Annotated in this window: 12 protein-coding genes; 7 read left to right on the top strand and 5 right to left on the bottom strand. The window is 73.7% G+C overall.

All coding sequences use genetic code 11. The features are described 5' to 3' along the window. Positions 1 to 18 precede the first annotated feature (18 nt). Entirely contained in the window at positions 19 to 825 is an 807-nt protein-coding gene (locus tag AB0P03_RS21075; protein ID WP_363630209.1) for a nucleotidyltransferase domain-containing protein, read from the bottom strand. A 282-nt stretch (positions 826 to 1,107) separates the two neighbouring features. Here AB0P03_RS21075 and AB0P03_RS21080 point away from each other — a divergent pair, with 282 nt between their 5' ends. Next, positions 1,108 to 2,043: an LLM class flavin-dependent oxidoreductase gene (locus tag AB0P03_RS21080; protein ID WP_363630211.1), complete on the top strand. Its 936-nt coding sequence runs from the start codon at positions 1,108 to 1,110 to the stop codon at positions 2,041 to 2,043. A gap of 58 nt (positions 2,044 to 2,101) precedes the next feature. Here AB0P03_RS21080 and hemC read toward each other — a convergent pair whose 3' ends face one another. From hemC to AB0P03_RS21095, 3 genes are all read right to left on the bottom strand, one after another. Next, the gene (gene hemC, locus AB0P03_RS21085) at positions 2,102 to 3,037 is read right to left on the bottom strand and encodes a hydroxymethylbilane synthase (RefSeq protein WP_363630212.1); all 936 of its coding nucleotides are present in this window, start codon (positions 3,035 to 3,037) and stop codon (positions 2,102 to 2,104) included. Positions 3,038 to 3,184: 147 nt separating this feature from the next. Beyond that, the gene (locus tag AB0P03_RS21090; protein WP_363630213.1) at positions 3,185 to 5,494 is read right to left on the bottom strand and encodes an FtsX-like permease family protein; all 2,310 of its coding nucleotides are present in this window, start codon (positions 5,492 to 5,494) and stop codon (positions 3,185 to 3,187) included. After that, complete coding sequence (locus AB0P03_RS21095) at positions 5,491 to 6,216, bottom strand: ABC transporter ATP-binding protein (RefSeq protein WP_363630214.1); 726 nt, start codon at positions 6,214 to 6,216, stop codon at positions 5,491 to 5,493. The genes AB0P03_RS21090 and AB0P03_RS21095 overlap by 4 nt, the downstream gene beginning before the upstream one ends. 138 nt (positions 6,217 to 6,354) lie before the next feature. Here AB0P03_RS21095 and AB0P03_RS21100 point away from each other — a divergent pair, with 138 nt between their 5' ends. The 6 genes from AB0P03_RS21100 (at position 6,355) to AB0P03_RS21125 (ending at position 11,734) form a co-directional block, all read left to right on the top strand. Further along, entirely contained in the window at positions 6,355 to 7,230 is an 876-nt protein-coding gene (locus AB0P03_RS21100) for a histidine kinase (RefSeq protein WP_363619046.1), read from the top strand. After that, on the top strand, positions 7,227 to 7,961 hold the full coding sequence (locus AB0P03_RS21105; protein ID WP_363584015.1) for a response regulator transcription factor: 735 nt from the start codon (positions 7,227 to 7,229) through the stop codon (positions 7,959 to 7,961). Before AB0P03_RS21100 ends, AB0P03_RS21105 begins: the two co-directional genes overlap by 4 nt. 126 nt (positions 7,962 to 8,087) lie before the next feature. Then, on the top strand, positions 8,088 to 9,335 hold the full coding sequence (locus AB0P03_RS21110; protein ID WP_363584017.1) for a cytochrome P450: 1,248 nt from the start codon (positions 8,088 to 8,090) through the stop codon (positions 9,333 to 9,335). A gap of 126 nt (positions 9,336 to 9,461) precedes the next feature. Then, entirely contained in the window at positions 9,462 to 10,619 is a 1,158-nt protein-coding gene (locus AB0P03_RS21115; protein ID WP_363584019.1) for a type III polyketide synthase, read from the top strand. After that, entirely contained in the window at positions 10,616 to 11,200 is a 585-nt protein-coding gene (locus tag AB0P03_RS21120) for an NUDIX hydrolase (RefSeq protein ID WP_363584021.1), read from the top strand. Before AB0P03_RS21115 ends, AB0P03_RS21120 begins: the two co-directional genes overlap by 4 nt. 111 nt (positions 11,201 to 11,311) lie before the next feature. Next, a complete protein-coding gene (locus AB0P03_RS21125) occupies positions 11,312 to 11,734 on the top strand; it encodes an SHOCT domain-containing protein (protein WP_079135502.1) in 423 nt (140 codons plus the stop codon). 143 nt (positions 11,735 to 11,877) lie between these two features. Here the strand turns inward: AB0P03_RS21125 and AB0P03_RS21130 are convergent, their stop codons facing one another. Next, positions 11,878 to 14,367 carry a Tex family protein gene (locus AB0P03_RS21130; RefSeq protein WP_363630215.1) on the bottom strand — a complete coding sequence of 830 codons (2,490 nt, stop codon included), beginning with the start codon at positions 14,365 to 14,367 and terminating at the stop codon, positions 11,878 to 11,880. Positions 14,368 to 14,387 lie beyond the last annotated feature (20 nt).

Here is a 14,387-nt window from a genome sequence, read left to right on the forward strand (position 1 = left end):
GACAGGACGTGTCCGATTTCAGGTCCGGGGCGTCTTCTCCCCGTGGACGGCGGTGTACTCGGCCGCCAACCACGGCCCGAGGTCCTCGGTGAGCACCTTGAGGACGGTCGGGTCCGCCGTCGGCGTACGGGCCACGGTCGCCGCCAGACGCATCTGCTCGGCGCGCTCCGGGTAGTAACGGGCGAACGCCCCGGCGGACTCGGTGAGATCGCTGGTCCAACCACCCCACCGCGGCATCACCAGGGTGAAGCCCGTCCGCACGATCCGGCGGGCGACAGCGCGGCTGAGCGCCCGGCGCTCGGCGGGCGTACCGGCCGAGCCCGCCCGCTCGCGCCAGCGCGGGAGGGCAAGGGCGAGATCACCGTTGGTCTCGCGGGCGAGCGTGGAGGTGGGGCGGTAGCGGGGCAGTCCGGCGGCGAGGTCGTCACCGAGCAAAGGGGTGCACAGGCAGGCCACGAACCAGCCCAGATCGTGACGTTCGAGCTCGCTCAGCAGCGTGTCGGCGCTGAACAGGAGGATTCCGACACCGTTGACCTGCGGGAAGGAGGCATCGAGCCGGGCTTCGAGCGCACCGGCATCAGCCCGGTCGGCGGCGGAGGGCTCCTGCCTCAGCGCGAGCAGGAGATCGAGATCGGAGACCTCGGGGATCGCGGTGCCGCGCGGGATGCTGCCGTAGAGGTAGGCACTGTGCAGCCGGGGTCGGTCGAAGACCTCGGCGATCAGCGTGCGGGCGGCGACGACCACGGGTGCGAACGCCCGGGGCACCCGGCCCAATGAGCCCTCCCGTGCGATGAAGCCGTCGTCGTCCAGTCCCGCGCTCGTCATGGGGGTACTCTGCCGGTTCCCGCGCCCCCCGGGCGAGCCGATTTCGGACGCCGGGCATGGCCAATCGTCAACTCTCCGGCGATTACCGGGCATCATTCCAGGCACGGACGCGAGGGGAACGGCGTTGGACCCAGGGAACACCTCGCGCCACCGTCGCCGCACTCCGACGAGCACGCTCCCCGGAACGACGAGCCGCAGGACGGGGAGCAGGGCCGCGCACCGCGCGCGGGCCCGCGGAGGGGCGGCGCCCGTATGCGGCCTGCCCTCCGGAGGATGATCCCCATGCAGCCCGACCCTCAGACCACCTCGCAGCCCACCTCGCAGCCCGCCCCGCAAGCCGCCCCGCAAGCCGCCCCGCAGGCCGTCAAGATCGGCCTCGGTCTGCCCCTCCAGGACCCCGTCCTGCTGTTCGAGTGGGCCCGGCGGGCCGACGCCGGCCCGTTCAGCACGCTGGGCCTGGCGGACCGGGTGGTGTTCGACAACCCCGAGCCGCTGGTGACGCTGGCCGCCCTGGCCGGCGCCACGTCCCGCGTCCGCCTGCAGACCGAGGTGCTGCTCGCGCCGCACCACGTCCCCGCGCTGCTCGCCAAGCAGACCGCCACCCTGGACCTGCTCTCCGGCGGGCGGTTCACGCTCGGCCTCGGCGTCGGCGGCCGGGAGGACGACTTCCTGGCCGCCGGCATCGACCCGCGCCGCCGGGGCCGGCTCCTGGACGAGCGGATGGCGGTGCTGCGCCGCCTCTGGGCCGGTGAGTCGTTCGGCGACGGGGTCGGCCCGGTCGGGCCCGCGCCGGTGACGCCGGGCGGCCCCGAGGTGCTGTTCGGCGGCTTCGCCCCGGCCGCGCTGGACCGGGTCGGCCGGTTCGGGGACGGCTTCCTCGGCGCGGGGGTGCCGCCGGAGGCGATGGCCGGGCTGTTCCAGGACGTCGAGAAGTCCTGGCAGCGGCACGGCCGCGACGGCCGGCCCCGGCTGGTCGCCCAGGCGAACGCCGTCCTCGGCTCGGCGGAGACGGTCGAGCAGGCCCGGCGCAACATCCGTGCGTACTACGAGTCCAGCGGCCGTGCCGACCGGATGGAGGAGGGCCTGCTCACCACGCCGGAGGCGATCCGGACCGCCGTGGCCGGCTTCACGGCCATCGGCGCGGACGAGGTGATGCTGTACTGCTGGTCCCCCGAGGTGGACCAGGTGGACCGCTTCGCCGAACTGCTGTTCCGGTAGCGGTCGCAGAGCCGGAGATCAGTGCGGGATGCCGGAGATCAGTGCGAGATGCCGGAGATCAGTGCGGGATGCCCGCGATCAGCTCCTGTGCGCCCTGCCGCTTGAGTGCCAGCGCCGTGGAGGTGCCGAGGTCCTCGGGGCTGAGCGCGCCGGCCCACTCGTGGGCGTCCAGCACCTGCTTGCCGTCCGGGCTGAAGACCCGGCCGCGCATCGACAGCCGGCCGTCCGGTTCGGCCTTGGCGTAGCCGGCGATCGGGCTGTTGCAGTGGCCCTGGAGGACGTGCAGGAACATCCGCTCGGCCGCCGCCTCGCGCCAGGTGTCGCGGTGGCCGAGCGCGGCGACCGCGTCGACGGTGACGACGTCGTCCTCGCGGCACTGCAGGACGAGGATGCCGGCGCCGATCGGCGGGCACATCGCGTCGAAGTCCAGGATCTCGGTGATCCGCGCCTGTTCGCCGATCCGCTCCAGCCCGGAGACGGCGAGCAGCAGCGCGTCGGCCTCCCCGGCGGCCAGCTTGGCCAGCCGGCTGTTGGCGTTGCCGCGGATCGGCACGCACACCAGGTGCGGGTGGGAGGCGGCGAGTTGGGCGACCCGGCGAACGGAGGAGGTGCCGATCCGGGTGCCGGGCGGCAGTTCGGCGAGGGTCAGGCCGCCGGGGTGGACGAGGGCGTCGCGGATGTCGTCGCGGCGCAGGTAGGCGGCGAAGACGGTGCCGGCGGGCAGCGGGCGGTCGGCGGGCACGTCCTTGAGGCAGTGCACGGCGACGTCGGCCTCCCCGGCGAGCAGCGCGGCGTCGACCTCCTTGGTGAACGCGCCCTTGCCGCCGAGCCGGGCGAGGTCGCCCATCCAGCGGTCGCCGGAGGTGGTGACCGGCACCACCTCGGTGCGCAGGCCCGGGTACAGGGCGGCGAGTTCGGCGCGGACCCGCTCGACCTGGGCGAGCGCCATGGGCGAGGAGCGGGAGACGATGCGGATCAGCTCAGCGGTGGCCATGGCGCGATGATAGGCGCTCGACCGCCGGTCCTTGACCCGGCGTCAGCCATGCGGCCGAAGGCCCGCCGGACGGCACCCGGACGGCCGGGCGACGAACCGCCCGGCCGGCCGTGCGCTGCCCGCGGGCCGACCGCGCGCCGCCCCCGCTCACTCGTTGTGCAGCACCTCGGCGATCGGCAGCCGGGCCGCCGAGCGGGCCGGGACGAGGGCGCCGAGGACGGCGATCGCGACGCCCGCCAGTGCGAGCCCGGCGAGCAACGGGGCGCCCCAGACGTCGATCATGTGCTCCGGGAAGGCCAGGATCCGGACGTTCTCGGCGATCAGCCGGTGCACCACGATCCCGACCGGGATGCCGATGACGCCGCTGAGCGCGCCCTGCCAGGCCACCGAGGTGACCGTCATCGCGACGACCTGGCGGGGCGTCATGCCGATGGACTTCAGCATGCCGATGTCCCGGCGGCGCTCGCGGATGGTGAGCAGCAGGGTGTTGAAGACGCCGAGCGAGGCGACCACCGACAACAGGACGGTGAAGACCGTGCTGAAGGTCTGGATCGCGACGACGGGCCCCACCGAACTCGCGGTGACCACCGAGGGCGTCAGGCTCGGGTCGGCGTCCGTGACCGCCTTCCGGTAGGCCGCGGTGTCGGCGCCGTCGGCGAGCCGCACGTCGTACTCGACCGTGTGCGGGTCGGGGGTGAGCTCGGCCCGGGTGGCGTCGTTGGAGGTGATCGCGTTCGCGTTGCCCTGGATCTCCTCGCCGACGATGGTGACGGCCAGCTGTCGGCCCTCCAGGGTCAGGGTGATCCGGTCGCCGAGCTTGAGCCCGCGCTGGTCGAGGAAGGCCGGCCCGGCCTGGACCTCGTCCGGCCCGGTCGCCGGGCGGCCCTTGACCACCCGCAGCCACCTGGTGGCCGCGATGTCGTCGCCGCCGTAGAAGTCCATGAAGACGGGCTGGGTGTGGCCGACCACGCCCACCCGGACCAGCCCCCGGGTGACGACCTGCGCGGCTCCGGGGGTGGCGCGCAGCATCGCCTCGGTCTGGGCCGGGGTCAGCCGCGGCTCGGTCGGGTTGCTCTGGAAGTGGCCGGTCTGCACGTTGACGTGGGTCTTGTCGTCGGCCGGGGCCATGCTCCTGGCCAGGGTGCTGCTCAGGCCGGTGGTGACCGTCACGGTCACCACGCCGAGCACGATCGCCGCCATGGTCAGCGCCGTCCGGCCCGGGCGGGCGAAGGGCTGGCCGAGGCCGAGGCTGACGGCGCGCGGCAGCCGGGTGCCGCTCAGCCGGCGCTGGACCTTCAGCCCGCGCCCGGTGCGCGGCGCGCTGCCGGCCGAGATCGCCTGGGCGGCGGAGAGCCGGTGGGCGCGCGAGGCCGGGACGAACGCGGCGGCGACGACCAGCAGCGGGACGCCGACCAGGGTGGCGGCGGGCAGCCAGCCGGCCGGCTCGATCACGGCGGTGCCGGTCGAGATGCCGCTGAAGGCGGTCTCCAGGATCGGGTACGCCCCCGCCCAGCCGGCCGCCGTCCCGAGGACCGTGCCGGCGACCGCGGGCACCGAGACCATGGTCAGGTAGACCGTGACCACCTGGCGCGGGGTGAAGCCGATCGACTTCAGCACGCCGATGTGCCGGTAGCCGGAGACCACCGCGCCGCTCACCACGTTGCCGACGATCAGCGCGGCGACGACCAGGCCGAGCACGCCGAAGACCGTCATCAGCGGGAGGTAGGCGTCGGCGCCGGCGGAGAAGGCCTGCTTGAGCACCAGGTACGACTGCGCGCTGGCGAGCGCGTCCTCGGGCAGGCCCTCGGTGGCCGCGCCGAGGGAGGCGGTCAGCTGCTGCTCGGTGTCCGCGTCGGCGAAGCGGTAGAGCATCTGGCGGCCGGTGGGGTGCAGGGCGGCCGCCTGCTCGGGGACGACCCAGCCGCCGGCGGACTGGCTCATGCTGCCGGCGAAGCCGACGATGGTGAGCTTCAGCCCGGTGGCGGTGGTGAGCGAGGTGCCGAGGAACGTCGTCGCGGCGCCGCCGCCCGGTTGCTGGATGACCACCTCGCCGGGCGCCGTGGCCCAGCGGCCGCCGAGCAGCCGCACCCGGTCCACCGGCCCGGCCGGATCGGCCCGGCCGACCAGGGTCAGCGGGCCCGGCGGGCGACCGACCCAGTCGGTGGGGATCTCCACCACGGCTTGGTCGAACGGCCCGGCGGCGGCCTCCACGCCCGGCCGGTGGGCGGTGGCGGCCAGTTGCTCCGCCGAGGCCCTGGCCGGGTCGAAGGCCGCGACGACGTGGGCGCCGCGCTCGGCGGCGAAGGCGTCGTCGAAGGGCGCCCGGGCGGCGCTGATCACCGCGAGGGCGAGCAGCACGGTCGTGGTGGAGCAGAAGACGACCAGGCCGATCACGAAGGTCTGCACCCGGCGGCGCTTCACGGCCGCCCGGGACGCCCGCCACACGGCGCCGGTCATGCGGACGCCTCCAGGGCCCGCTCGCGCGCCACCTTGCCGTCCGCGACCTCGACCAGGCGGCTGGCGCAGCGGGTGGCCAGGTCGGGGTCGTGGGTGACGATCAGCAGGGTCTGGCCGATCTGGTTGAGGTCGATCAGCAGGTCCATCACCTGCTCGCCGGAGCGGCTGTCCAGTGCGCCGGTCGGCTCGTCCGCGAGCAGCAGCGCCGGGCGGTTCATCAGGGCCCGGGCCACCGCGACCCGCTGGCGCTCGCCGCCGCTGAGTGCGGCCGGGTAGGTGTCCTTGCGGTGCGCGACGCCGAGTTCGTCCAGCAGTTCCAGGGCGCGGCGGCGCGCCTGGCGGGCCGTGGTGCCGGTCAGCTGGGCGGCCAGGGCGACGTTGTCGAGGGCGGGCAGGTCGTCGATCAGGTTGAAGAACTGGAAGATCATGCCGATGTGGCGGCGGCGGAACAGGGCCAGGCCGGTCTCGTTCAGCCGCCCGAGGTCCTGGCCGTGCACCCGGACGGTGCCGGAGGTCGGCCGGTCCAGCCCGGCGACCATGTTCAGCAGGGTGGACTTGCCGCACCCGGAGGGGCCCATCACGGCGACCGCCTCGCCCGCCCGGATCCGCAGGTCGACGCCGTCGAGCGCCTTGGCGTCGCCGAACTCCTTGTGGACCCCGGACAGCTCGACGACGGTCTGCGCGTCGTCCGGCGGGGTGGTCCCGTCGTGGTCGTTGCTCATGGTGGACGACGGTAGGCGCGGGCCCCCGGGCCCGGCGTCCCACCCGGGGTGTAGCCGGGGCGGCCGTAGTACCCGGGATGTACGCGGGCGGCACCCCCGGATGATGTCGATCATGGCCTGGACTGGGAAACTGGCGGCGTGTGGGGAACGGGGACGAACTGGGCCGCCGTAGCGGTGGCGAGTGCGGCGGTGGCGGGTACGGCGGTCGCGGCGGCCGGCTGGCTGGGCGTCGCGCTCGCCCGGGCGCGGCGGCTGCACCGGGCGGCCATCGGCGAGCGCGGCTGGCTGCTGGAACGGGAGCGGGAGAGCGCCGCCCGTACCGCCGTGGAAGCCGAACGGGCGCGCATCGCAGCCGAGTTGCACGACATCGTCAGCCACAACGTGAGTCTGATGGTGGTCCAGGCCGGGGCCGCGCGCGAGGTGATCGCCACCATGCCCGGGGAGGCGGCGGCGGCGATGGGCGCCGTCGAGGCCGCCGGGCGCGACGCGATGACCGAGCTGCGGCACCTGCTCGGACTGCTCGCCCCGGCCGCCGACGGCACCGGGGAGGAGGCGGACGGTTTCGCGCCGCAGCCCAGCCTGAGCCGCCTCGGGCCGCTGATCGACCGGTTCGCCTTCGCCGGGCTGCCGGTGGAGGTGCGGATCTCGGGCGAGCCGAGACCGCTGCCCGGCGGCGTCGACGTGACGGCGTACCGGATCATCCAGGAGGCGCTGACCAACGCGCTCAAACACGGGGACGGGGTGACGGCCGAGGTGACGGTGCGCTACGCGGACCACTACCTGCGGGTGGAAGTGCTCAACAGCGGGCCGAGCGTGCTGGCGGGCGCCCACGCCGCGCCCGCGCGGCCCGCCGATGCCGCGCCCGCGCAGCCCGCCCGGCCGGCCGACGGCGCCGGGCGCGGGCTGCTCGGCCTGCGCGAGCGCGTCGCCGTGTACGGCGGCGACCTCGACGCCCGGCGCCGGCTCGGCGGCGGCTACCGGGTCCGCGCCCGCATCCCGCTGGACCGGCCGTGACCGGGGCCGAGGCGGAGCGGGGGCCGGAGCAGCAGCCGGAGCGGGAGCGCCGCCCCCGGGTGGTGATCGCCGACGACCAGGAGCTCGTCCGCACCGGCTTCCGGATGATCCTCACCGCGCGCGGCATCGACGTGGTCGCCGAGGCCGCCGACGGCGCCGAGGCGGTGGCAGCCGCCGTCGCGCACCGGCCGGACGTCGCGCTGCTGGACATCCGGATGCCCGGCATGGACGGCCTGGAGGCCGCCCGCCGGATCCTCGCCCGGGCGCCCGGCTGCCGGGTGATCATGCTGACCACCTTCGACCTCGACCACTACGTCTACGCCGCCCTCGCCGCCGGGGCCAGCGGCTTCCTGCTGAAGGACGTCACCTCCGCCCATCTCGCCGCCGCCGTGCGCCTGGTGGACACCGGGGACGCCCTGCTCGCCCCCTCGATCACCCGGCGGCTGGTCGAACGCTTCGCGGCCGGCGCCCCGCGTCCCGCCCCCGGCACCGACGGCCCGCCGCTGCACCGAAACCTCGCCCCGCTCACCCCGCGCGAGGCGGAGGTGCTGGCGCTGCTCGGACGCGGGCTGTCCAACACCGAGTTGGCGGCCGAACTGACGCTCAGCGAGTCGACGGTGAAGACGCACGTCGCCCGGATCTTCGCCAAGCTCGACCTGCGCGACCGGGCCCAGGCGGTCGTCCTCGCGTACGAGACCGGGTTGGTCTCGCCGGGGGGAGGTTCCAATTGATGCTCAGTCAACTCCTTTGATTCGCATGACAATCAGCTATCTAACTCGTTAGAGCTAACTCCCGGTCTGATTCACATTTTTGCCAGTTCATGGGGGAACATCTCTCTGTCCGCGCCCGAACGAGAAATGACCGTTCGGGCGGCATTTCCAAGACATTTGGACAGGCCCGTGACTACCTCCGCCCCCGTGTGGGACTGCCCCTTCAACCACACCGACGGCCTGGAGTTCGACCCGCTCCTCAAGCGGCTGCTCACCGAGGCCCCGATCGCCAGGATCCGACTGCCGCACGGCGAGGGCGAGGCCTGGCTGGCCACCCGCTACGAGGACGTCCGGATCGTCACCACCGACCGGCGGTTCAGCCGCGCCGCCGGCATCGGGCGCGACCTGCCCCGGATGACGCCCGCCCCGATCGCCCAGGCCGAGGCGATCAACCTGATGGACCCGCCGGCCCACAACCGGCTGCGCCGCCTCGTCGCCCAGGGCTTCACCAACCGCCAGGTCGAGCGGATGCGCCCGGCCACCCAGCGGATCGTCGACGGCTACCTCGACGAGATGGCCGAACACGGCTCCCCCGCCGACCTGGTGCACTTCCTCTCCAGCCGGCTCCCGCTCACCACCATCTGCGAGCTGCTGGACATCCCCGAGCAGGACCGCGCCGAACTGCGCGGCCACGCCGTCGCCATGATGACGATGGGCCCCGGCAGCCGGGCCGGCCAGGAAGCCGCCAAGGCCGCGCTGCGCGGCTACTTCACCGAGCTGACCGCCGCCCGCCGCGCCCACCCCGGCGAGGACCTGATCAGCTCCCTCGCCACCGCCCGCGACGGCGACGAACTGCTGGACGACCAGGAGCTGGCCGTCATGGCGATGGTCCTGCTGGTCACCGGCCACGACACCAGCACCTACCAGCTCAGCAACATCACCTACACCCTGCTCACCCACCCCGAACAGCTCGCCAAGCTGCGCGCCCAGCCCGAACTGCTGCCGCGCGGGCTGGAGGAGCTGCTGCGCTTCATCCCGTTCCGCCAGGGCGTCGGCATCGCCCGGGTCGCCACCGAGGACGTCGAGCTGGGCGGCGCGCTGATCCGGGCCGGCGAGGCCGTCCACGTCTCCTACCTCACCGCCAACCGCGACCCGGCGATGTACGAGCGCCCCGACGAACTCGACCTCGACCGCGGCGCCCCCACCCACATGGCCTTCGGCCACGGCCAGCACCACTGCCTCGGCGCGCACCTGGCCCGGATGGAGCTCCAGGTCGCCATCGGCACCCTGCTGCGGCGATTCCCCGGCCTGCGGCTCGCCGTCCCGCCGTCCGAACTCGACTGGCACACCGGGTCGATCTGGCGCTACCCCCGCACCCTGCCGCTCGCCTGGTGACCTCCTCCCCGCGCCGCCGCCTCCGCCACGGAGCACCGCACGGCGCCCGTCCGACGCATCCGTAGGCCGCCTGCCCGGGCCGCTCGCCAGCCCGCCCGGCCAGGCCACCCAGGGGAGACCCGCACCATGGCAACACTCTGCCGCCCTGCCGTCGCCGTACCCGAGAACGTCATCACCCTCGACCAGACCCTCGACCTGGCCCGCAGCCTGCACGCCGGCCACCCGCAACTCGGCCTCGCCCTGCGGCTGATCGAGAACACCGGGGTGCGGACCAGGCACCTGGTCCAGCCGATCGAGCAGACCCTCACCCACCCGGGCTTCACCGCCCGCAACGCGGTCTACGAGCGGGAGGCCAAGCTCCGCGTCCCCGAGGTGGTCGAACGGGCTTTGGGGCACGCCGAGTTGGGCGCCCGGGACATCGACCTGATCATCTACGTGTCCTGCACCGGCTTCATGATGCCGTCGCTGACCGCCTGGCTGATCAACGCCCTGGGCTTCCGCTCCGACACCCGCCAGATGCCGATCGCCCAGCTCGGCTGCGCGGCCGGCGGCGCCGCCGTCAACCGCGCGCACGACTTCTGCCGCGCCTACCCGGGCGCCAACGTGCTGATCGTCTCCTGCGAGTTCTGCTCGCTCTGCTACCAGCCGACCGACCTCGGCGTCGGCTCGCTGCTCTCCAACGGCCTGTTCGGGGACGCCGTCGCCGCTGTGGTGATGCGCGGACACGGCGGCACCGGCGTGCACGTCGAGCGCAACGGCTCGCACCTCGTCCCGGACACCGAGAACTGGATCTCCTACGGGGTCAAGGACACCGGCTTCCACTTCCAGCTGGACAAGCGGGTGCCCGGCACCATGGAGATGCTCGCCCCGGCGCTGCGCGGCCTGGCCGTCGAACACGGCTGGGACGTCTCCGGGTTGGGCTTCTACATCGTGCACGCCGGCGGCCCGCGCATCCTCGACGACCTCTGCCACTTCCTCAACCTGGAGCCGGCCACCTTCCGGTACAGCCGCGCGACGCTGACCGAGCGCGGCAACATCGCCAGCGCCGTCGTCTTCGACGCGCTCGCCCGGCTGTTCGCCGACGGCGGCGTGGCCGACGGCACCACCGGCCTGATCGCCGGTTTCGGGCCGGGCATCACCGCCGAGATCTCGCTGGGGAGTTGGGTCGGCGAGCCGGTCGAGGCCGCCCGCCGCCGGCCGCGGGCCATCTCCACCTCGGACATCACACTCGTCCATCCGAGCGCCCCCCGGCGTTTCCCGGCCGGCACTACGATCACCGAATGACTGACACCACGCACCAGGCGGACACCGACGACAGATCCGCCGAACTCGCCACCCTCTTCCCCGCGTTGCACGCCCCGCAGTACTGGACCTGGGGCCGGTACGACGCGCTGTTCTCCACCGTGCTGCCGCCGGACGAGCTGGTGACCAACATCCACCTGGTGGGCTTCGCGGACGACAAGGTGGTCCTCTGCCGGGACGACCGGGACCACTGGTTCCTGCCCGGCGGCACCCGGGAGCAGGACGAGAGCATCGCCACCTGCCTGGCGCGCGAGCTGCGCGAGGAGGCCGGCGCCCGGCTGCTCGGCGAGCCGGACTGGCTCGGCGCGCACCGCTGCCGCACCGAGGACCCGACGCCGTACCGGCCGTGGCAGCCACACCCGGAGAAGGCGTGGCTGTGGGGCTGGGCGGAGGTCGCGGTGGACTCGACGCCGACCAACCCGGCGGACGGCGAGCAGGTGGTCGAGGTGCGGGCAGTGTCGGCGGACGAGGCGCAGCGGCTGCTGCTGGCCGGGCACGACGCCTGGTGGGGCGAGCTGATCGGGCTGGCCGTGGAGCTGCGGCGGCGGGCCGGGCGGGGCTGATCCCCCGCCCCTCCGAGCCCCCGCTCCGAGATATTCCCGCCGGGCCGGAAGACCACCGGAACGGCCGAACAGCAGAGAGCATTGTCCGTTTTGCGATGATATGACTCGGCCATGGACACCAACATGCTGGCCGTGGACTACCCGGTGCTCAACATCTTCTGGACGATGCTGGAGCTGTTCCTCTGGATCCTCTGGTTCTTCCTGCTGTTCAAGATCATCACGGACATCTTCCGCAGCCACGACCTGGGCGGCTGGGCCAAGGCCGGCTGGCTGCTCCTGGTGATCGTGCTGCCGCTGATCGGTGTACTGGCCTACGTGATCGCCCGCGGGAAGTCGATGAGCGAGCGGGACGCCGCCCAGGTCCGGCAGAGCGAGGCCGCCGTCAAGGCCTACATCCGGGAGGCGGCCGGAACCGGCACACCCGGGGGCGGCGGCAGCCACGTCGACGACCTGGCGAGACTGGCGGACCTGAAGGAGAAGGGCGCCATCTCCGAGGAGGAGTACCAGAAGGCCAAGGACAAGCTCCTGGCCTGACCCGGCCCAGCCCAGCCCGACCCGCACGGCGGCCGGGGCCGGCGGACGCGCAGACGTCCCCCGGCCCCGGCCGCGGCGATAAGCCGCTCAGCACCTCAGTACCTCAACCGCTCAGCCGCTCAGCCGCTCAGCGCCTCAACCGCTCAGCGCCGCCCGGAGCGGCGGTCACCCGAGGCGTCGCCGCCGGTCAGGCCCGCCCGGCGCAGCGCGTCCGCCATCGCGCTGTTCGCCAGCGGCGCGCCGCCGCCCGAACCGCCCGAACCGCCGGAGCCGCCGCCCTGGCCGCGCCGGTCCTGGCCGCCGCCCCGGCGCTCCTGGCGCGGCGGGCGGGCCTGCCGGTCGCCGCGCTCGCCGCCCCGGCCACGGTCGCCACCACGCTCGCCGCGCTCGCCCCGGTCACCGCGGTCGCCGCCCCGGTCGCGACCGACCTCGTCGTCCAGCCGCAGGGTCAGCCCGATGCGCTTGCGCGGCACGTCCACCGAGACGACCCGGACCTTCACGATGTCGCCCGGCTTGACCACCTCGCGCGGATCCTTGACGAAGGTCCTCGACAGCGCCGAGACGTGCACCAGCCCGTCCTGGTGGACGCCCACGTCGACGAAGGCGCCGAACGCGGCCACATTGGTGACCACGCCCTCCAGCACCATCCCGACCTCCAGGTCGCCGATCTTGTCGACGCCCTCCTTGAAGGTCGCGGTGCGGAACGCCGGGCGCGGGTCGCGGCCGGGCTTGTCCAGCTCGCCGAGGATGTCGGTGACGGTCGGGATGCCGAAGACCTCGTCGGCGAAGTCGCCCGGTCGCAGGGCCCGCAGCCGTTCGCCGTTGCCGATCAGCCCGCTCAGCTCCCCGCCGGTGGACGCCAGGATCCGGCGCACCACCGGGTACGCCTCGGGGTGCACGCTGGAGGCGTCCAGCGGGTCGTCGCCGTCGGGGATGCGCAGGAAGCCCGCGCACTGCTCGAAGGCCTTCGGGCCCAGCCGGGAGACATCCTTGAGCTGCCGGCGGGTGCGGAACGGGCCGTTGGCGTCGCGGTGGGCCACGATGTTGTCGGCGAGCGTGCCGGTGATGCCGGAGACCCGGGTCAGCAGCGGCGCCGAGGCGGTGTTGACGTCCACGCCCACGGCGTTGACGCAGTCCTCGACCACCGCGTCCAGCGAGCGGGAGAGCTTCACCTCGCTCAGGTCGTGCTGGTACTGGCCGACCCCGATCGACTTCGGGTCGATCTTGACCAGTTCGGCCAGCGGGTCCTGGAGGCGGCGGGCGATCGAGACCGCGCCGCGGATCGACACGTCCAGCTCCGGCAGCTCCTGCGAGGCGAAGGCGGAGGCCGAGTAGACCGAGGCGCCCGCCTCGCTGACCATCGCCTTGGTGAGCTTCAGCTCGGGGTGGCGCTTGAGCAGGTCCTCGGCGAGCTTGTCCGTCTCCCGGGAGGCGGTGCCGTTGCCGATCGCCACCAGGTCGACGTCGTGCTTCTTCGCCAGCGCGGCCAGCGAGGCGAGCGCGGCGTCCCACTTGTTGGCGGGCTGGTGCGGGTAGATCGTGTCGTACGCGAGGACCTTGCCGGTGGCGTCCACCACCGCGACCTTCACCCCCGTCCGGAAGCCCGGGTCCAGGCCCATGGTGGCGCGGGTGCCGGCCGGCGCGGCCAGCAGCAGATCGCGCAGGTTGGCGGCAAAGACGCGCACCGCCTCCTCCTCCGCCTCGGCCCGCAGCCGCGACCGCAGGTCGATGCCGAGCCGGACCAGGACGCGGGTGCGCCAGGCCCAACGGACGGTGTCGCCCAGCCACTTGTCGGCCGGGCGGCCGTGGTCGGCGATGCCGAAGCGGGCGGCGATCCGCCGCTCGTAGTCGTTCTCGCCGGGCAGATCGCCCTCCTCACCGTCGTACGGCGAGAGGTCGAGGTCCAGCACCTCCTCCTTCTCACCGCGCAGCATCGCCAGGATGCGGTGCGAGGGGAGCTTGGTGTACGGCTCGGCGAAGTCGAAGTAGTCGGCGAACTTGGCGCCGTCCTGCTCCTTGCCGCCACGCACGGTGGCCACCAGCCGGCCCCTGGTCCACATCCGCTCGCGCAGCGAACCGACCAGGTCGGCGTCCTCGCCGAAGCGCTCCACCAGGATCGCCCGGGCGCCCTCCAGCGCGGCGGCCGGCTCGGCGACGGACTCGTTCAGGAACCGGGCGGCCAGCGCCGCCGGATCCTGCGAGGGATCGGCGAGCAGCGTCTCGGCGAGCGGCTCCAGGCCCGCCTCGCGGGCGATCTGCGCCTTGGTGCGCCGCTTCGGCTTGAACGGCAGGTAGATGTCCTCCAGCCGGGCCTTGGAATCGGCGGCCAGCACCTGCGCGCGCAGCGCGTCGTCCAGCTTGCCCTGGGCCTCGATCGACTCCAGGACGGCCGCCCGGCGCTCCTCCAGCTCGCGCAGGTAGCGCAGCCGCTCCTCCAGGGTGCGCAGCTGGGCGTCGTCCAGGGAGCCGGTGACCTCCTTGCGGTAGCGGGCCACGAAGGGCACGGTCGCGCCGCCGTCGAGCAGCTCGACGGCGGACTTCACCTGCCCGTCGCGAACGCCCAGTTCCTCGGCGATCTTGCGCTCGATCGCCTGCTGGGCCTGCCGGGCCACCTGTTCGACTGGCGTGGTCACGAAGCCGGTCACCTTCTCCT

It is taken from the genome of Kitasatospora sp. NPDC088779 (assembly GCF_040685395.1).
In the GTDB taxonomy this organism is placed as follows: Bacteria; Actinomycetota; Actinomycetes; order Streptomycetales; family Streptomycetaceae; genus Kitasatospora.